The following is a 15,818-nucleotide window of genomic DNA, read 5'->3' as shown; positions in this document are numbered from 1 at the left end:
TCATGTCGATCGCTATTGCAGATACCCCCAAAAGTACCCCCAATTATTTTTGCTGCCCCGTTTATCCACAAGCAAGCGGCCATGGATCAACGTTGCGTTGACAACCATCGGACACTTGCCATGGTGGCCTGCTCAGTCCAGATCGAACAGCGCCCGATCGGCGGGGCGTGACACGTACTCGTCCATCATGGCTTTGAATTCGGCCTCGTCGAATTCGCCGCGATCGACGCGCCGCAAGATCGCTTCGCCGGCGAGCATGGCCTTTCGCTCGCGGTCGGCCTTCGTCTGTTTGTAGGTGGCGCGGCTCGCCTTCTGCGCGGCCTTGCGCGCCGCCTTCATTTCGTCGAGCTTCGCGTCGGTCGCGGCGATGCGCTTTTTCAGCAGGTTCATGGTGAGCTCCGTTGTGTCGACGGGGCGATTCTGGAGCAGGAGCGGTCGCCGTGAAGCCGGGTATACCCGCCAGCAATGTCATATTTTGTCAGCCGCTCTGAACGTCCATGTTTCGTGCTACGTATACCCGCCTCAGATTGAAGCGGAGGAGACACGGCATTTCCGGAATGGGGGCAGTCGTACAATGCGCTGCACGTGCCACTGACGAGCGACTGGCAATGCGCGCTGGTGCCGGCGCACGATGTGCAGGAGGTGGATCGCGGCTGGAAGCTCTCTTACGAGGAGCGGCAGAAAGCGCGCAAGGAGCGCGAAGAACAGATCGAACAGGACCAGCGGGACTTCGACCGGCTGTTCCGGGTCTCCACGCGACGCCGCGATGCACGCGGCTGTAGTGACTTCAGCACCTATGCCGCCTTTATCAGCGAGCACCTGAGCATCTCGTGCCTGGGCGCGCCAGTCGACGGCGAAAGCGTGACGCGTATCCTTCGCGACGCGGTACGCGATGGCCGGCTCGTGCCTGCCATCAACCGTGCATGGCGGGGTAGTCGCCGGGTTGCCCGGCCCTACGGGCCGCAGAGCTGGCCGAAGCGGGTGCCGGACACGAAGCCGACCGTCTACGGGTTTCTCGACGGCCAGCTAGTACCGTTCGGTGCGGACGGACGTCTTATCGAGCGCACGCCATACGCGTCGCCCAGCTCCAGCAGCAGGTTTGACTGGCTGGGCGCGGTCGGAGCAATGGCGGGGGCCGCAATCGGCGGCGCCCGGTTCGCCGTTAATGGCGGCAACGGTGCAGGCGCGATCGCGAACCCGACGCTACTCGGCGATGCAAAGCCGTTCGCGTATGTGCCTGAGGCGTTGAGCGGCGATGTCGTTGAACTCGCCGCGAGCACGAACAACCCAAACTACGCGGCGAAGATGCTGGGGTATGACCGCAAGACTTTTGGGGCTATCTTGCACAGGTTCAAGCCGGGCAATGGCTTGGGGCCAGCCGATAACGTCATCTGGCATGACAACGGCGACGTGTACTTTAATGGTGACCACATCGGAAATTTTCATGACTGGGCAAACTGAGGCCACTCCAATGGCAGATCACCAACTCGCGCACGCGACCTTTTACATATCCGGCGACTCATTGGAGCCAGCCTTTTGGACGGCGTATTTCGACATCAAGCCGGATACAGCGATTACCAAGGGACAGCCGTTCACCACACCGTCTGGGCGAGCGAGCAGCGCGCCGGGCCGCGTTGGCCTTTGGGGCGTGCGCAGTGAGGGCGCAGTTCGTAGCGATTCACTTGAGCCGCATTTGCGTTACCTGATTGGGCGCCTGAATCTGCCGAGAGCGGAGCTTGGTCAACTGCTCGCAGACAAGGGACTTCGGATGCGCTTCTTCTGTTACTGGTACAACGAGAGCGGCGATCGCGTGCCAGACGTGCCCGACGATATCCGCGTGATGATGGAAGGAATGGGCGGCACGGTCGAGATTGACGAATACCGATAGCGCAGCAAGCGCCCAAATGCAAAAGCCGACCCTCGCGAGTCGGCTTTTTTGTGCTGGTCTTTCCCGGCTGCCAGTTCGACGCCGGACTCGAATTCTGGCGGCGCGTCTGTGTGATCGCGTGGCGCCCTTCAAGCGACGGTTAATGCCGTCCGCCGCCCCTTTTTATAGACGGAAAAAACCCCGTCTCGCGCGCGCGTGATGGACTGAAGAAAGTCGGCCCGCATTAACTACCCGGTACAAACGGGTGGTGTTTCGTGCGAACTTTCGCAGCAGCGGCTAACCGCGCGCGGCCTTGCGCGACAGGGCTTTGCGGACGTCTCCCGCTTGCACCTATTCGTGCTTTCGTTCGGCCTTATGCAGCCATTGCCGGGTCGTCCGCACCCTGTACCTAGACACTTTGCGGCCCGCGCCCGCGTGGTGGAGTCCGGGTTTTTTCCGTCAGAGCCCCCGGTTTGCGTAGCTGGGAATGCGTCCGGGGAGCCCGTCCTGTCGGCACTCACGGCGTTTCTTTCCCGTTTCGCTCCTTTTAATAGGGGAAAAAAACTCCCGGTCTCCGTGGTAACCGAGCAAGTGGTAACCGGCGCCAGCCCCGTCAGATGGGCGGTTTCCGTGGCAACCTGAGTGGCAACCTCACGCGTGGCAACCAGCCGCTCTGCTTGGCTGGCGGGCCTTCGCGGGGCGCTTCCGGTGGCAACCGGTCCCCGCTTGGTTCGCAGTCTGCAAGGCCGTTTTCCGTGCGAACCTGAGCGCGAACCAACGGCCGCGAACCAGCCGCAAAGCCGTGACGGGCGGCGCGCTCGCCGTGGTTCGCACTGACCGATGGCTACCAGCGTGCGAACCGCCCAAACCGTGGTAACCAGAGTGGTAACCGCCAGCGTGGTAACTGCGTTTTCCGTGGATACCTGAGTGGCTACCGCGCGGCGCGGCATGGTTTCAATACCGCTCAAACATGGACGCCGCATGACACGCGGATATTAACTTTTATGAACCGCTCATGGGCTCCGCTTCCGTTTGGGTGCGTGGCCGTTGCGTGCGGCCCGTGCCTTGCCCTCGGGCGTGGTGGGTCCGGTCGAGAGCCCGCCGTGCAGTTTGCACCGTCCGTTCGCGTACAGGTCGACGCGCTTGCAGGGTGTTCCGACCCGGGTCTTCGCGCCGCACCGAAGCCCGAGCAGATCATCAGGGAAGGGTGGGCAAACGGGGAGTGCCGGCATGGGCGGCCGCCCGGCCCGTCGAGGCCCGGAGATCACAAGGTGGTCAAGCCATCGCGCGTGGGCGGCACGTTCGAGCTCGTCGCGCAGTGCCCGCACGCGATCGCACTCGGCGTAGTGCGCTTTCAGGCGTCGCCGCTTCTCTGCGTCAGTCGTCATGGTGGCCCCTCTGTGCAAACGCGCGCGCGTGGTGGACTGAAGAAATTCGGGATGCCGACGCAATCGCTGCGCGCCGCCGGGCTTTCACAGATCGTCGTCCATGTCACGATGCGCGCCGTCGACCGGGCCGGGTTCTTCTGGCTGCACGGCCTTGCGCTTGCGCCGCACGTGATAGGCGGTCAGCACCGCGTGCGCCACCATGTCGAGCGCCGGGCGGGCTTCGCCGTGCCTGTCCGTCCAGACCTTCGGCGAAAGCGTGCCGGCCAGCGCCACAGCGTCGCCGTCCTCGAGCGCGAGCAGCGCGGCGGCGGCCGTATCCGAAAACGTGATGACGTTCACGAACAGCGTTTCTCCGTCGCCGCCGGCGGCGCGCACCTTCGCCGTGACGAACGTCTTGCCACTCTGTCCCGTGCGTGTTTGCGCGGTGCCGTACAGCTTCCCCGCGATCAGCCCATCGATCATGCAATTCACCTCCGTGATTGAGTAGCCGCCGCGACTCGACAGCGCGGCTCGCCATCTGCCATCAGGAAGCGGATGCGACCGGACACCGCTTTCGGTTCGCACATCATTGTGCGCCCCCCTCGATATCCGAGCGATAGGGCGGCAACCCGAGCGAAGAGGCCGTCACGTTCATCTGACGATGCATGACATTCAGCGCCACCATGACACCGCGCAGGATCGTCTGCGTTTCGTCGTTCAGGCTGTCGCCGCGGTCGCAGAGGTGCTGCGCGATAGTCGCCTGCATGGTCAACAGATCCATTCCGCAGTTCTCGCTCAACAGGAGCGTCGCGGTTGCATCAGCCAGTTCGTACTCGTTCTGAATCGTCATTGCATTTCCTTCGCGGTGAAAAACAGGTCATTGATCACGACGGCCTCCCGTACTGGTTTCCGATGCTGTGTCGCCGTGGCGCATCGGTTCGCGGATGCGCTCCGTCATCGGCGCACCCTCCCTGGCTAACGGGTCGCGGCCGTGCCTCGCGCCTCCGAATAACCGCGCTTCGACAGATCCTCGTTCGCGCGCCAAGCGCGGCGGCGCAACAGCGCGCGCGCCTCGCACTCGGCGGAGAACTCGGCTACGCGCTCGCGGAAGTAATGCAGATTCGGCAACAGGTCATGCAACGGCCCGCGCATCGCACGCGCCAGCACTTCATCGCGATATGACGCGGGCCAGTCCTCGGCATCGGCCATGTCTTCGATCAGTTCGGCCAGCTCGGCGCGCATCCCGAACATGTCATCGGGTGACAGGTGCGGTCCCCACGGCAGATGCGCGCCGCCGTCCGGATCGACGGGCGCTCGCACTCGGGCGGTGAGGGTTTTCGGGGTGCGCTCACTCATCGCAGCCTCTCATCGGGCGAGCGCGACGGTTTCTTATCAAGCGCGATGCGCGCGTCGATCTCAGCCTCCGCCACATCGAGCCGCTCCCGGTAATGGTGCAGGTTGGGCAGCAGATCGCTTACCGGCGCGTGTAGCGCCAGATACATGACGCTGCACAGGAACTCCTCCGCCCAGCATTCGTAAGCGGCCACCTGCTCAACGAGCTCTACCAGATCGCCGCGCAGGCCGAGTATTTCATCACCCGACAGACGCAGCCCCCAGGGAAGCCTGACGCCCGCCAATGGAATGACTTTCTCGCTCCAGGGCGATCCATTTGGATTTTCATAAAACATGTGTGCCTCCCTTGTCCGGTTCCGCGAGTTGACGGATTCGCCCCACCCACTCTTTCTTGAGGCGTAACTCACGTAACTGGCGTAACAGCCCTATGCGGTAAGGGTTTGCGCGGTTACGCCGGCTTTGGACTGGGCGTAACCCACGTAACGGATGGTGTGGTTGATGACATTGGGTTACGTCAGTTACGTCATCACTGAACCCGGCGTAACCGCTGAAAGCCTTTGCTGGTGGGCTTGTTACGTTGGTTACGTGAGTTACGGCACAAAATGCAATGTCCGCTGTGAATTTCATTCCCCGCCTCCCTCGATCGCGCTGGGGTCGATGTGATAGAGGCGTTTCTTCCTTTCTGGCGTGTGCGTCACTTTCGCAATCTCCACTTTGCCTCTATCAGCAATCGCGCCCGCTTCGTCGAGCGCGCGCAAGGCCCGATTGAAGTCGTTGCCCTTTGTCGCTTCGCGCAAGCCTCCAGACGTGAACAGGTACAGTCGCCGCTCGCCGTCCTGTTTCCAGTACCCAGCGCGATCGCGGATCAGGTCGGCGCTTCCCTCGATGTTCGAAAACCGGCTGTCGCCGTAGCGGTCAATGAAGTCAGCCACCGCGCGCAGGATGGCGGCGTGCTCCGCGCTTTGACCGCCGGGGGGACGTTCCCTGCGCCAGAGGTTGAACGCATGAAGGGCGGCGCGGGTCGGTTCATCCGATTGCCACGGCACGATGCCCCAAGCGATCGCCATTTCCCCGGCCAGCGCACACACCGCGAACAGACGCGCCGCCCGCCGCTCCTGTCCCTCCGCCGCGTCGAATCTCTCCAGAAGACCATGCAGCGCATCGGCGAGCCTAAAATCAGCGCGCAACTCGCGCACCAGCGCCTCAATGAAGCGCGGCCCGGCGTGGCCGTAGTGTGTCGCCGCCATTGCGCGCATTTCGTCCGACAGCGCGCTACCCGATGCGCGCCCGTGCAGTGTTTCGAACACGCCGTATGTGCCGGTGACTGGCACGTCCAGCAGGCGCACGGCCTGGCCCGCCTTCGCCTCGATGCCGCCGGCCGCCATGCGTGCCGCAACGGTCGGTTCGCCCGTAGAGAGCACGAAAACGCGCCAGCGCGTCGCCTGCCGGGCCTCACCGTGCCGGTTCGCGCGTGTTTTTCCCATGCCGTTGGCAAGCGCATAGGCTGTCTCGTACAGGTCGTGCGGCTTGATCTCGCCGATCTCGTCCAGCATCAGCAGTGTGTCTGAGTGGAGCGCAGCGGTACCCTCCAGACCATTTGAAGTCGCCCGCCATTTCCTCTCAAAGCGCGGACTGCCCCAAATGCTGATTGCGGCCCGCGCCGCTGTCGTCTTGCCGTGTGACGAGTCGCCGTACAGGTGCGCACCGCCTCCGTCAATGTTCAACGGACCAAGTAAGGGGCCGGCGAATCCGGCGCACATGGCGAACACCAGCAGCGGGTTATCGACGGCGAGCGCCGCGAGCTCGCGCCATTGCTCGAACGTGCCGGCGCTCGAATACGGCGCGGTGCGCCCGGTTGACTGAAACCAGATATCGTCTGCGCCGATCACTACTTCGGGTAGAACGAATGCGCCGGCGTGCCAGCCTGTCACGCTCGCCGCACGCATCGTCAGCTTTGGATGCTGGCCCGCGATATAGCGCGGCACAGCCTGCCGGTCATTCAGATCAAACACCAGCCCTTCGGACAGCAGCACGGCGCGCACCTCGTTTCCGTCGCCAGCGAGCATGGACATGGGCATCGCCCATTTCTTGCGCCTGCCGGCCGGCGACAGCAGCTCGAGCAACCGGCCATACTCGGCGTCTTCCTGATTGCGCGTGATCGCCGCGACCCACAAGGGCGAACTGATCCACTTGTCGACCATCTCCGGCGGCGCGTCGCCCTTGCCGAGCTTGACGCCATGCCAGTAAACACCCGGCTTCATCCGCCTGCCGTCAATCTCCTCCCACGCGTCATAAACGCGCCAGCACGGACGCTCTTCGATGCGGGGGAAACTGGCTGAACCACGATCCATTTCCCCTGCCAGTTCGACGGCTTGCGCACTATCAACGCACGCGCGTGCCACTTCGGCACCGCGCAGTACGAACAGGTCATTGATGTCGGTCGCGTCGTCCGGACGGTCATCGCCGAAGTCAGGGATAACCAGCGCGCCGCCGACGGACTGGGCGGCTTCAAGTGCCTTTCCGGCTCCGTTGCCGATCTCGCCGTGAATCAGGATCACGGCTTGGGGATAGGCGGCTCGCATCGCCTCGGCTACCTTCGGGAGATTGCCTGCCGACAGGGCGGCTACCGCAAGGTCCGTCCCGTAGAGCTGTTGATGCGTAAGCGCGCTTGCCACGCCTTCGGCGATCGCGATCCTGTGCACCGCGTCGCCCGGCTGCGAAGCGAGCCAGTACGCGCCGGCCTTTGTGCCGCCAGACAACGCTGTCTTGCGGCCGTCCCCGTCGATCATCTCCAGGCTCGTCACACCGTCCGCGGTTTCAATGCGAACGAGCAGCACGCGTGCCGTGAGCGGAACGTCTCCCTGTTTCGGGGGATAGTTCAGCAGCGCCGTCAGGTGCTTTATGTCAAGCTCGCGCAGCGTGGCGGGCGCGGTTAGTCCCTTGCGTATCAAGTACGGATGATCGTCGCGGGCCGGTGACGATTTCGCCAGCACCGCGAACGCGAGTGTTGCCGCCGCGCGGGCGCGCGTCAGGCGCTCGGCCTCCGCCTTTTCGGCGCGTGCGGCGCGATCTGCCCGGCGCCTCTCGATCACCGCAACATCGACGGCGGGCGCGGCGTGATTTGACAGCTGGAAGCCGTAATGCTTTGCGATCCCGTACAGCGTGCCGATGGTGATTCGGCCGTCTGTACTCAGTGAGCGCCACGTGTCGCGTACGTCAGCAACGCTGTAGCTCGCGCCGCCCCTGCTCCACAGGTCGAATGCATCGAAACCGCCGTCGCCGAGCTCGTGTTTCAGGGCAGCGCCGATGCGCCACCACTGTTCCCGCTCGATGTCGGGTGGGATGGCGGCGAGCGCCGCCTCGATGCGTTGCTGTTCGTCCATGATGAGTTCACTCATGCGGCACCTCCTGCGCGCGTTCGATCTCGCGCCTGAGTGTGAAAAGAATTGATGCCGCTTCGTTGCGAATGCGGAACGAGTCGAATGTGCGGGCATCGAACACAATCGCTACGGTGTAGTGCGGGATTGCGGCCACCGTGAACGGCTCGCGCGGCTCGCTGTAGTCGGAGCCCTGCAGGCGCGCTCGCTGACGTTCTGCGGCCTTTGCCAGTGCGTCGACAATCTCCACGGCGTCTACATCGATCATGTGCGGGGCCACGCGCTCGACGGCCACATAGAACGTGAACAGGTACGGCCATTCGGTCGAGAGCTTCAAGCGGTAGGCGCACTCAGGCATGGGCCGCCTCCTGTGATATGGCGGGCGCGGTGTCGTTACCTGCTATCGCGCGGTGCGCGGTATCAAGGCGGCGGGTGATGCTCTCCGAGAGTTCCGCCGTGACGGTGTAGAACTCCTCCGGTTCCAGACCGCCGCCGCTGAACTGCACGCCGATCAAGGAGTCGAGCGCGTTGAGCACATTGGTCGCCTGTTCGAGTTCGGCCAGTACCTCGCTGTGTATTGAGGAGTTAGCGCGCATGGCCTGCTTCCTTTGAGGAGTCCTCAGTGCTACGCGCACACGAAGAGGCGGCCGGTTTTGTGCGAGCGTTCCGCGCTTTTGCCTCGGGACTCGTGCGCGCCGCTTCCAGTTCGCCCGACAGACGCTCACGCAATACGAAGTCCGCCTCGCTCGCGACGAGCGACAGCGACCCAATGATCGTGAGCGTGTCCGCCGCGCCCCACAAAACCTGTTCGATGCAGCCTTCGCCGAGATGGGGGGCGCCCCCCTTGCTGTCGCAAATCAGATTTGGAAGGCCTGCGAGCGTGTCACTCAACGTGCCGGCCATTGTCTGCGCCGCGTCGGCTGCACCGCCGAGCCATTCAAGGTCAGCGGCCGCAAGGGCGGACATATCGGTGCGATCCCGGAGGAAGTCGATGAGGGTGGCGGCCGTCACACGTTGGCGCACGGGATTCTTTGTGTTCTCAGACATGGGAGGCCTCCGGCGATTGGAGAAGGCTTGTGCGCGTATCGCGGGCGAGGCGTTCAACAAGGGAAAAAAGCGTCGTCCGCTCGATCGGGTTGAGGTTGCCAACGGCGATGATCGTATCGTCGTCAGCGAGTAGCGCGGTCAGCGCAACCAGCTCGCCCAGTCGCATGGTCGCGGTGTCGAAGGCAGCTCGTGCCGTGTCGGTCGCTTCAATGCCCGCTTCGAGCGCGGTGTCCATTGTGGTGATGGTGTTAGCCATGTGCCACCTCCATCTCGCTGGCCAGCGCAGCGCGAATGTCGCCCAGGCGATCTTCGAACAGGCCGAACAGCGCGACCTGCGCGGTGGTCGACATGCCGGCGAACTGTTCTGCTACTTCTTCGAGGCTCAGCAGACTGGCGAGCGCCTGCAATTGATCGACGCGGATAACGGCGGCGTCCAGCTCGGTCATGCTGCTTTCTTGCTGTGTGCGTGCGAGGTTAGACATGGCTCACCTCCGCGCGCTTGAGTTGCTTTTGCAGGAGGTTGCGGGCGAGCGCGACAAAGCGCGGGGCATCCTCGGCGTCGATCCGCAGTTCGCCGTAGCTCGTCTGAATCGTGAAGCCTCGTTCCATGTCTGGAACCTGCTTTGCCAGTGCGTAGCCGATGCGGTCGATTTCCGCGTTCATGGACTCGACTGTTGCTGTCGTGTTCTTACGCATGGCGGCCTCCGCTTACCGTGTAGGAGTACTCAGCGCTGTGCGCACGCCGAATTGCGCCGGGATTGTTTGCGGACATCTCCGCCAGCAAGCGCAGCGCGTCGCCGGTAATGTCGAGTGCATCCTGATAGGTCGGCGCGAGCGCGGCGGCGCGCAGCGCTTCATTGACGATATAGGTGAGGTTTTGCGGGAAAAGACGGTTGCTCAGGACGAGCGGGGGCGTGGCGCATAGTGCGGCCTCCTCTGACTGGGTTAAAGACCCGGTCGCCCGCTGTCAAACGGGGTGGCCGGGCGCAAGGCAGGGTTGACAGACCGGCGTCAGAGGAAACCGGCGTGCGCGAACGCACCCCCACCAAGGCCCGACCATTGAAGGCGGCACAAAGCAGACGGACGTAAAAAAACCGCGCTGAGGCGGCTGTCCGCCTCCGACTATTCAGGCTGTCAAACCCGGTCGCTGCTGTTTCAGCGACGGGGCCAGAATAGCGCCACGCGCCGCCCGGCGTCAAGCGAATTTTTGTGATTACAAATAAAGCTTGGCATGACAAATAAACGTTAGTACAATAAATGCCATGCAAATCGAATTCGACGCCAACAAACGCGACCGGGCACTGATGGAAAGGGGGCTGGATTTCGCGCGCGCCGTCGAGGTTTTCGCGGGCACGCATTACACAGCCGAAGACTTGCGCGAGGGCTACAACGAGCCCCGCTTCATTACCGTGGGCACGCTGGACGGGCGCATGGTCGTCATGGTCTGGACGCCTCGCGGCGAGGCTCGCCGCATCATCAGCATGAGGAAAGCAAATGAACGTGAGCAAGCGCGCTACGCGCACCGAATGGGTTGACCCGGACGACGCGCCGGAATTGACCGACGAATTTTTCGAGCAAGCCGACCAGTACGAAGGCAACCGGCTCGTGAAGCGCGGCAGGGGTCGCCCGCGCGGTACGACCAAAACGGCGACAACCGTGCGATTCGATGACGATGTACTTGAAACCTTGAAGGCGAGCGGCCCGCGTTGGCAATCGCGGCTCAATGCGCTTGTGCGTGACTGGCTCAAAACGCACAAGCTGGAAGAGATTGAGGTGTAACGCGCCGCCGCGCCGCCGGCGGCAAACCGCAAGGAGGGTCCAGCGATGTTCAGATCCAGACTGCACCGCGCGCTCGTGAAGCGGGGGCGCACGACGATGGATAGTCGGCGGCTCGATCGCGAGGCCGCGGCTCGATACGGCCCCTCCCAATCGACGGAGAGAGAGCCGCAATCGGACGTGCCGCGCTTTGGCGTGAGGCCATCGCGGCACTGATTGCGGCCGCTGACACGCGCGCGTTGCAAACCAGCGCTGGGCTTCGCTTTGTCCGCCGGACAGCGGGCAATAGCCATTCTCGACAGGCCGCCTTTCAACGGGCGGCCGTTTTTTTGCCTGCCCAATGCGGCTACTTCGGTTCGCGGGCCTTGTCCGCTGACGACTCCGAATTCGCGTCCAGGTCGATCGTTGCGCCCACTTCGCGCATCAGCGTCAGCACGTGATCGACCTGCGCAGGAGAGAGCGCTACCAACGCGCAGGCCATAAACAGGTTCGCTGGTGGAATCCCCTGTTGTTTCGCTTCCTCCGCATACTCGCGCCAGCGACGTGCGCTCTTCAGGCCGAGAATGTTGGCCATCTGCGCGCCGGAAAAGCCGAGCTTCTCCTTCCATTGTTTCAGTTGCGCCACGGATGGCGGTTCGTAGAGCATGGCGTGTCAATCCAGTGCGCACGGCGGCGCAAACGTAGGGTTGCATAGTATGGTTCCTTTCGGATAGCGGCCGCGCGGATGCGCTGCCCATACGGACAAATGCAGGCGGATTCCGCCTAGGTGTCAAGCAATGAGCCATGCTATCGGCCCTCCAACGCGTACAAGCCCACGCGGTGACGCTCGCCGGCCTCGGTGGTGCGCCACACCCACGAGGTCGTGATGCGGTGGCCGAGCTTGCGCAGCTCGAACACGCGGCGCGGCGGGTGGATGATGTCGAGCTGGCGGCTCGCGTGCTGCGTGTCGATCGGGCCGCGCTTGAGGGCGCGGAGCAGACGATCGCGCTGGCTGGCGGCGGAGTTGCGGTCGCTCATCAGAGGTCTCCCGCCAGCAAGCCGCCGACGACTAACGGCAGTTGCGCACGCTCGCCGCCGAGCTGCGTGCGATGGGCTTCGATGCGCGCAAAGTCGGCGGGTGTTGCGGTGCCCGAGAGCAGGCGGTCGCCGAAAGCGGTAGTGTCCGCGACCTGTGCACACGTCATTTCGCGCGCGTGGGTCACGCCTGCGAACAGGTCTAGCGCTTCGTACACTGCGCCGAACGGGAGACGATGACGGGCGACGATGGCGGCGGCGACGGTCAACAACGGTTCGCGGTCCGGCGTCGTGCTGCGCGAGCGGGAATCCTTTTCCAGCAGGCTCAAGCCGCCCCGCAGGATGTGATCGATTTGCAGATCGCACCAGACGGCGAAGCGGGCGCTGCACCAGCGGGCCAGCAGGACGCCTAGCTTCGGATGCAGGCGCGTCCCGCCGATACGGCCGCGCTGGGTGCGGATTAAATCCCCCGAATCGTGGGAATTTATGGCGGCTGCCAATGCGGCTATGTATTCCTGTGTCTCTGGGCTTCTCAGCCAGCTATCCAGACGCTTACCGAAACGGGCGGCGACCTGCGTAGCGTTGATCCAGCCATCTTTCGTGAACTCCACGAGCTCGCCGTCGTACTCGATGCGCAGCGCGGTATCATTGGCGCGGGTCGTCAGGGCTGCACTCTTCGCGGGAGTGCGGCCCTTTTCATTTTTGGTCGTCGCCATGCTCAGGCCTCCGCACGGTAGTTCGCCGGGTCAGCAAGCCATCGGTGCAGCTCCCGGTTTTTCCAGGCGACACATCGCGCCGAGCCGAGCTGCACGCGTTTCGGGAAACGCCCTTTGAGTTCGCGCTGGCGGACCGTCTCGTGACTCATGGGAATGATGCGTTTCAGATCGTCCCAGCGCGTGTAGCCGTCGAGCGGCAGCGCCTGCGATTCGGATTGAGCACTACCGGTCGGCGGTGCGCTGCGATGATTTGCGACCATGTGAGAACCTTTGTGGTTCGTTGAACATGGCTCGCAGCGTAGGGGGCGCGCTGTGTCGCAGAATAGGTGGGCGGATTCAAAAAACTCACCCACCCATTAAGGCTAATAGGTAGGTGAATTTGAGCGTAACGGGTGGGGGGATTTGCTCTGCGATTTCGAGGGAATCGCAGAAAATCCAATGCCAGCAAGGATCAGAATGGGTGGGGGGATTATTTCCCAGGAGTTTTGGGCGCGCCGCCGCGCTCTTTCCAGTTTGCAACTTTCGCGGCCTCTTCAATTGCTGTCTTGTTCGGGCCGTTCTTGTCCCAAAGTCCGAGTGCCGCCGCGTTCGTGGTAAGCCATTGCGTGAGCGCCTGTTTGGGGTGTTTCCCTTGAGGGTCAGTTACAGCCTCCCACGCATCGATGGCAGCTGCAAGTTTGGGTGCAAAGCGATCATGTGTCATGTCTCGATAGCCTTGCATTTCTTCCAGTGATTTAAGGCGCGCGATCTCTGCATGTGCGGTCTGTAGCTGGCGCGCAAGGTCATCGCGCTCCGCTTCGGCGGAGCGCATCCGCTCCATTAGGCGTTCAGCGTCGTTCCTCGGTTGCGGGCTCGGATCGGGAATCGGCCAAGTGTGTTGCCGCCGGTCGCACCATGCGCGAATGTCGGCGTGAGGGAGCATCTGTTCCGAGTCCTGATGGGCCGACCAGCTGGACGCATTGATTTCCACATGGTTAATCGCATCGATCAACGCTCCGCGCCATTCAATGATGCAGCCGTAAATCTCTCTCGGAAGCTCATTCCAATCCGTCAAAGGTGGAATTCCGGCAAGAATATGGGCTGCATCGTGCAGCGATATGTCGTGACGCCCCTTGTAACGTAGCATCCAATCAGGAATCGCCGTTTTGCCTCCCGACGCTATTCGCTGCACCTGTTCAATGATCCGGCCGTAGTCGGATGGCAAGATTCGCCAGTTAGTCCAACCTCCCGGGTCACACTCCATGTTGGACGCGTAGCCCGACATGACGAGTGACGCCATCATTTGATCTCGGTTTTCAGCTTTGCTGAGTGGAAACCATAGCCCCGGAAAATCCTCCGAGTCGAGATATAGCTTTAGATCAAGATCGGCTGAGATTCGCTGAACCACGTTGGCGGCTCCCTGCCGATCTATTGCCAAGATCGTCTCAACTTCGGCCCACGCATCGATGACTCTCTTCAGATCGCCACCTAGTACAGCTTGAGATAATTCGCTCATTGCGTCCCTGCACGCAAAGCCTTATGAGGAACCGCACCAGCCGGGTAAGGGAGCCCGGTTTTCGCCCCGTCGAGCTAGGCGCGGTGTGACTTGCCGGTTGCCGGTACGTGGCAACGATTGTGGATGATTGTACTTTTGTTTGCCCCACCATTAACGCAATGCGGCGTCAGGGTTTGCGTGCAAATGCGATGTGGGGGCAGACCACAGAGGGCTTCACGCCGCCGAACCGAACTTTCCAGTAACCACTTTCCCGCCAGCCCGCGAAGCTTCGATAAAGTCGGACCAGTGCTGCATCATCTGGCGTCGCTCGGGCAGATATTCGGCGTGGACGTATGCCGCCGTGACCTGATTGCGTTCGGCGTGCGCTAGCTGGCGGTCTACGAGGTCACGCGAGTAGCCCATTTCCCGCAGCGTCGTTGCGGCCAGCCCCCGGAACCCGTGCCCGGTCATCCGGGATTTGTAGCCCATCCGGTACAGCGCGTAGAGCATGGTGTTATTCGAGATGGGGCCACGGCTTTGAGGGCTATGGAACACGTGATCCCGGTTGCCGTTCATCTCGCGTAGTTGCTCGATAACGGCGAGTGCTTGGCGACTCAACGGCACGATATGCGGGGTGCGCATCTTCATACGCTCAGCAGGGATGCGCCACTCCGCCGCGGTAGTGTCGAACTCTCCCCATTTCGCGCCGATCAGTTCGCCAGTCCGGACGAACGTGATAGCCATCAGTTCGAGCGCCAGCCGGGTTATAAGGTCGCCGCTATATCCGGCAATGTCCCGCATCAGTTCCGGCAGTTCCAGCGCCTTGACGCGGGCCATGTGTTGTACTCCCGGCCCTTTCTTCAGGATGACAGCGGCGTCAACGTCGCTTGCCGGGTTGCGGGAGCATCGCCCGGTCATGATTGCATACTGGAACACGGCGCGGCTGCGCTGCAATATCCGCTTCGCCGTCTCGCGGACGCCTCGGGACTCTATGGTTCGCAGCAGTTCGACCAGGTGGGGAGCCTCTATATCAGCGAGAGGCTTGCTGCCAAGGGTGGGGAACACGTCCCCCTCCAGCGAGGCAATAACCTTTTCGGCGTAGCCCGCCGTCCATCCGCCTCGTTGCCCCTCAAACCACTCCCGCGCCACCGCCTCAAATGAATTCGCGGCGCTCAGGGCGCGCAAGCGCTTGTCATCCTTTTTTGCCTCGCCCGGATCAATTCCATCCACCAGTAGCTCGCGCGCCTCGTCGCGCTTCTTTCTTGCCGCCGCCAGACCAACATCGGGATAGACGCCGATCGCTAACAGCTTTTCTTTTCCGGCAACCCGATATTTGAGCCGCCAGTACTTCTGGCCCGCCGGTGTTATGAGAAGGAACAGGCCGCCGCCGTCGAACAGCTTGAGCGGCTTCTCGGCGGGCTTTGTGTTCTTGATCGCGGTGTCGGTCAGTGCCATTTGGGGGTATCTGAAAGAGGGGGTCGATTGATACCCCGATAAGTACCCCCGCAATACCCCCGCTGTCAATGGTGAAACCTTGACGACGTTGGCAACAAAAAACCCCGCTAGGCTGGGCTGGGCGGGGTTTTGTGGTGAAACGTGGTGAACGTTTGGAGCTTAGTTGGTCCCCCTGACAGGAATCGAACCTGTATCTAGCGCTTAGGAGGCACTTGTTCTATCCATTGAACTACAGGGAGAGGACCGAGCCGGACAGATCGGCGAGCGCAGAGTATATCAAACCGGCGCGGGCAAGAGGAGAGCCAAGCCAGCAGCCGCCCGCGCCTCGCACAAATCCCGCAAAAACAAACCCCCGAAGACATCGCCTGCCGG

General features: G+C 62.5%; 23 protein-coding genes and 1 tRNA gene. 4 read left to right on the top strand and 20 right to left on the bottom strand.

Annotated features, from left to right (window positions below; translation table 11 throughout):
- Positions 1-132: 132 nt before the first annotated feature.
- Positions 133-390 carry a hypothetical protein gene (locus OKW38_RS14695; protein WP_429362058.1) on the bottom strand — a complete coding sequence of 86 codons (258 nt, stop codon included), beginning with the start codon at positions 388-390 and terminating at the stop codon, positions 133-135.
- Between the two features lie 195 nt (positions 391-585).
- Here OKW38_RS14695 and OKW38_RS14690 point away from each other — a divergent pair, with 195 nt between their 5' ends.
- Positions 586-1,461: a hypothetical protein gene (locus OKW38_RS14690; protein WP_429362057.1), complete on the top strand. Its 876-nt coding sequence runs from the start codon at positions 586-588 to the stop codon at positions 1,459-1,461.
- A 10-nt stretch (positions 1,462-1,471) separates the two neighbouring features.
- Positions 1,472-1,888 carry a DUF4279 domain-containing protein gene (locus OKW38_RS14685; protein ID WP_429362055.1) on the top strand — a complete coding sequence of 139 codons (417 nt, stop codon included), beginning with the start codon at positions 1,472-1,474 and terminating at the stop codon, positions 1,886-1,888.
- Positions 1,889-2,880: 992 nt separating this feature from the next.
- Here the strand turns inward: OKW38_RS14685 and OKW38_RS14680 are convergent.
- The 12 genes from OKW38_RS14680 to OKW38_RS14625 form a co-directional block, all read right to left on the bottom strand.
- On the bottom strand, positions 2,881-3,099 hold the full coding sequence (locus OKW38_RS14680; protein ID WP_429363770.1) for an HGGxSTG domain-containing protein: 219 nt from the start codon (positions 3,097-3,099) through the stop codon (positions 2,881-2,883).
- Positions 3,100-3,339: 240 nt separating this feature from the next.
- Positions 3,340-3,717 carry a single-stranded DNA-binding protein gene (locus tag OKW38_RS14675; RefSeq protein WP_429362054.1) on the bottom strand — a complete coding sequence of 126 codons (378 nt, stop codon included), beginning with the start codon at positions 3,715-3,717 and terminating at the stop codon, positions 3,340-3,342.
- A 103-nt stretch (positions 3,718-3,820) separates the two neighbouring features.
- A complete protein-coding gene (locus OKW38_RS14670) occupies positions 3,821-4,084 on the bottom strand; it encodes a hypothetical protein (RefSeq protein ID WP_429362053.1) in 264 nt (87 codons plus the stop codon).
- A 125-nt stretch (positions 4,085-4,209) separates the two neighbouring features.
- On the bottom strand, positions 4,210-4,590 hold the full coding sequence (locus OKW38_RS14665) for a hypothetical protein (protein ID WP_429362052.1): 381 nt from the start codon (positions 4,588-4,590) through the stop codon (positions 4,210-4,212).
- The gene (locus tag OKW38_RS14660; RefSeq protein ID WP_429362051.1) at positions 4,587-4,922 is read right to left on the bottom strand and encodes a hypothetical protein; all 336 of its coding nucleotides are present in this window, start codon (positions 4,920-4,922) and stop codon (positions 4,587-4,589) included. The genes OKW38_RS14665 and OKW38_RS14660 overlap by 4 nt, the downstream gene beginning before the upstream one ends.
- 288 nt (positions 4,923-5,210) lie before the next feature.
- Positions 5,211-7,985, bottom strand: coding sequence for a DUF927 domain-containing protein (locus OKW38_RS14655; protein ID WP_429362049.1), 2,775 nt, complete (start codon positions 7,983-7,985; stop codon positions 5,211-5,213).
- The gene (locus tag OKW38_RS14650; RefSeq protein ID WP_429362047.1) at positions 7,978-8,322 is read right to left on the bottom strand and encodes a hypothetical protein; all 345 of its coding nucleotides are present in this window, start codon (positions 8,320-8,322) and stop codon (positions 7,978-7,980) included. Before OKW38_RS14650 ends, OKW38_RS14655 begins: the two co-directional genes overlap by 8 nt.
- On the bottom strand, positions 8,315-8,560 hold the full coding sequence (locus OKW38_RS14645; protein WP_429362046.1) for a hypothetical protein: 246 nt from the start codon (positions 8,558-8,560) through the stop codon (positions 8,315-8,317). The genes OKW38_RS14650 and OKW38_RS14645 overlap by 8 nt, the downstream gene beginning before the upstream one ends.
- Complete coding sequence (locus tag OKW38_RS14640) at positions 8,550-8,975, bottom strand: hypothetical protein (protein ID WP_429362044.1); 426 nt, start codon at positions 8,973-8,975, stop codon at positions 8,550-8,552. Before OKW38_RS14640 ends, OKW38_RS14645 begins: the two co-directional genes overlap by 11 nt.
- Positions 8,976-9,003: 28 nt before the next feature.
- Positions 9,004-9,267 (bottom strand): hypothetical protein, encoded by a 264-nt coding sequence (locus OKW38_RS14635; protein ID WP_429362042.1) that lies wholly within the window; start codon positions 9,265-9,267, stop codon positions 9,004-9,006.
- On the bottom strand, positions 9,260-9,457 hold the full coding sequence (locus tag OKW38_RS14630; RefSeq protein WP_429362040.1) for a hypothetical protein: 198 nt from the start codon (positions 9,455-9,457) through the stop codon (positions 9,260-9,262). The genes OKW38_RS14635 and OKW38_RS14630 overlap by 8 nt, the downstream gene beginning before the upstream one ends.
- A gap of 28 nt (positions 9,458-9,485) precedes the next feature.
- On the bottom strand, positions 9,486-9,707 hold the full coding sequence (locus OKW38_RS14625) for a hypothetical protein (RefSeq protein ID WP_429362039.1): 222 nt from the start codon (positions 9,705-9,707) through the stop codon (positions 9,486-9,488).
- Positions 9,708-10,273: 566 nt separating this feature from the next.
- On the opposite strand from OKW38_RS14625, the gene OKW38_RS14620 reads away from it, so the two are divergent.
- On the top strand, positions 10,274-10,546 hold the full coding sequence (locus OKW38_RS14620; protein WP_429362038.1) for a BrnT family toxin: 273 nt from the start codon (positions 10,274-10,276) through the stop codon (positions 10,544-10,546).
- Between the two features lie 19 nt (positions 10,547-10,565).
- Positions 10,566-10,790 (top strand): BrnA antitoxin family protein, encoded by a 225-nt coding sequence (locus OKW38_RS14615; RefSeq protein WP_429362036.1) that lies wholly within the window; start codon positions 10,566-10,568, stop codon positions 10,788-10,790.
- Between the two features lie 343 nt (positions 10,791-11,133).
- Here OKW38_RS14615 and OKW38_RS14610 read toward each other — a convergent pair whose 3' ends face one another.
- The 7 genes from OKW38_RS14610 to OKW38_RS14580 form a co-directional block, all read right to left on the bottom strand.
- Positions 11,134-11,433, bottom strand: coding sequence for an XRE family transcriptional regulator (locus OKW38_RS14610; RefSeq protein WP_429362035.1), 300 nt, complete (start codon positions 11,431-11,433; stop codon positions 11,134-11,136).
- A 140-nt stretch (positions 11,434-11,573) separates the two neighbouring features.
- Positions 11,574-11,804: a helix-turn-helix domain-containing protein gene (locus OKW38_RS14605; protein WP_429362034.1), complete on the bottom strand. Its 231-nt coding sequence runs from the start codon at positions 11,802-11,804 to the stop codon at positions 11,574-11,576.
- Complete coding sequence (locus tag OKW38_RS14600; protein WP_429362033.1) at positions 11,804-12,517, bottom strand: KilA-N domain-containing protein; 714 nt, start codon at positions 12,515-12,517, stop codon at positions 11,804-11,806. Before OKW38_RS14600 ends, OKW38_RS14605 begins: the two co-directional genes overlap by 1 nt.
- Before the next feature lie 2 nt (positions 12,518-12,519).
- Positions 12,520-12,777 carry a helix-turn-helix transcriptional regulator gene (locus tag OKW38_RS14595; RefSeq protein ID WP_429362032.1) on the bottom strand — a complete coding sequence of 86 codons (258 nt, stop codon included), beginning with the start codon at positions 12,775-12,777 and terminating at the stop codon, positions 12,520-12,522.
- 209 nt (positions 12,778-12,986) lie between these two features.
- A complete protein-coding gene (locus OKW38_RS14590; RefSeq protein ID WP_429362031.1) occupies positions 12,987-14,012 on the bottom strand; it encodes a hypothetical protein in 1,026 nt (341 codons plus the stop codon).
- 213 nt (positions 14,013-14,225) lie between these two features.
- On the bottom strand, positions 14,226-15,446 hold the full coding sequence (locus OKW38_RS14585) for a tyrosine-type recombinase/integrase (protein ID WP_429335968.1): 1,221 nt from the start codon (positions 15,444-15,446) through the stop codon (positions 14,226-14,228).
- A 164-nt stretch (positions 15,447-15,610) separates the two neighbouring features.
- Positions 15,611-15,685, bottom strand: a tRNA-Arg gene (locus tag OKW38_RS14580).
- Between the last annotated feature and the right edge of the window lie 133 nt (positions 15,686-15,818).

The sequence above is a fragment of the Paraburkholderia sp. MM5496-R1 genome, from assembly GCF_050436205.1.
GTDB classification, from domain to species: Bacteria; Pseudomonadota; Gammaproteobacteria; order Burkholderiales; family Burkholderiaceae; genus Paraburkholderia; species Paraburkholderia tuberum.
The sequence above is the reverse complement of the archived record's forward strand: the minus strand, read 5'-3'. Positions and strand labels throughout refer to the sequence as shown.

What these genes read in the sequence shown, in the direction of transcription:
- OKW38_RS14680 (WP_429363770.1), bottom strand. Translation starts at nt 3,099, where the DNA reads ATGCCGGCACTCCCCGTTTGCCCACCCTTCCCTGATGATCTGCTCGGG.
- OKW38_RS14645 (WP_429362046.1), bottom strand. Translation starts at nt 8,560, where the DNA reads ATGCGCGCTAACTCCTCAATACACAGCGAGGTACTGGCCGAACTCGAA.
- OKW38_RS14665 (WP_429362052.1), bottom strand. Translation starts at nt 4,590, where the DNA reads ATGAGTGAGCGCACCCCGAAAACCCTCACCGCCCGAGTGCGAGCGCCC.
- OKW38_RS14595 (WP_429362032.1), bottom strand. Translation starts at nt 12,777, where the DNA reads ATGGTCGCAAATCATCGCAGCGCACCGCCGACCGGTAGTGCTCAATCC.
- OKW38_RS14685 (WP_429362055.1), top strand. Translation starts at nt 1,472, where the DNA reads ATGGCAGATCACCAACTCGCGCACGCGACCTTTTACATATCCGGCGAC.
- OKW38_RS14675 (WP_429362054.1), bottom strand. Translation starts at nt 3,717, where the DNA reads ATGATCGATGGGCTGATCGCGGGGAAGCTGTACGGCACCGCGCAAACA.
- OKW38_RS14695 (WP_429362058.1), bottom strand. Translation starts at nt 390, where the DNA reads ATGAACCTGCTGAAAAAGCGCATCGCCGCGACCGACGCGAAGCTCGAC.
- OKW38_RS14625 (WP_429362039.1), bottom strand. Translation starts at nt 9,707, where the DNA reads ATGCGTAAGAACACGACAGCAACAGTCGAGTCCATGAACGCGGAAATC.
- OKW38_RS14610 (WP_429362035.1), bottom strand. Translation starts at nt 11,433, where the DNA reads ATGCTCTACGAACCGCCATCCGTGGCGCAACTGAAACAATGGAAGGAG.
- OKW38_RS14620 (WP_429362038.1), top strand. Translation starts at nt 10,274, where the DNA reads ATGCAAATCGAATTCGACGCCAACAAACGCGACCGGGCACTGATGGAA.
- OKW38_RS14660 (WP_429362051.1), bottom strand. Translation starts at nt 4,922, where the DNA reads ATGTTTTATGAAAATCCAAATGGATCGCCCTGGAGCGAGAAAGTCATT.
- OKW38_RS14635 (WP_429362042.1), bottom strand. Translation starts at nt 9,267, where the DNA reads ATGGCTAACACCATCACCACAATGGACACCGCGCTCGAAGCGGGCATT.
- OKW38_RS14655 (WP_429362049.1), bottom strand. Translation starts at nt 7,985, where the DNA reads ATGAGTGAACTCATCATGGACGAACAGCAACGCATCGAGGCGGCGCTC.
- OKW38_RS14590 (WP_429362031.1), bottom strand. Translation starts at nt 14,012, where the DNA reads ATGAGCGAATTATCTCAAGCTGTACTAGGTGGCGATCTGAAGAGAGTC.
- OKW38_RS14630 (WP_429362040.1), bottom strand. Translation starts at nt 9,457, where the DNA reads ATGACCGAGCTGGACGCCGCCGTTATCCGCGTCGATCAATTGCAGGCG.
- OKW38_RS14605 (WP_429362034.1), bottom strand. Translation starts at nt 11,804, where the DNA reads ATGAGCGACCGCAACTCCGCCGCCAGCCAGCGCGATCGTCTGCTCCGC.
- OKW38_RS14670 (WP_429362053.1), bottom strand. Translation starts at nt 4,084, where the DNA reads ATGACGATTCAGAACGAGTACGAACTGGCTGATGCAACCGCGACGCTC.
- OKW38_RS14600 (WP_429362033.1), bottom strand. Translation starts at nt 12,517, where the DNA reads ATGGCGACGACCAAAAATGAAAAGGGCCGCACTCCCGCGAAGAGTGCA.
- OKW38_RS14650 (WP_429362047.1), bottom strand. Translation starts at nt 8,322, where the DNA reads ATGCCTGAGTGCGCCTACCGCTTGAAGCTCTCGACCGAATGGCCGTAC.
- OKW38_RS14585 (WP_429335968.1), bottom strand. Translation starts at nt 15,446, where the DNA reads ATGGCACTGACCGACACCGCGATCAAGAACACAAAGCCCGCCGAGAAG.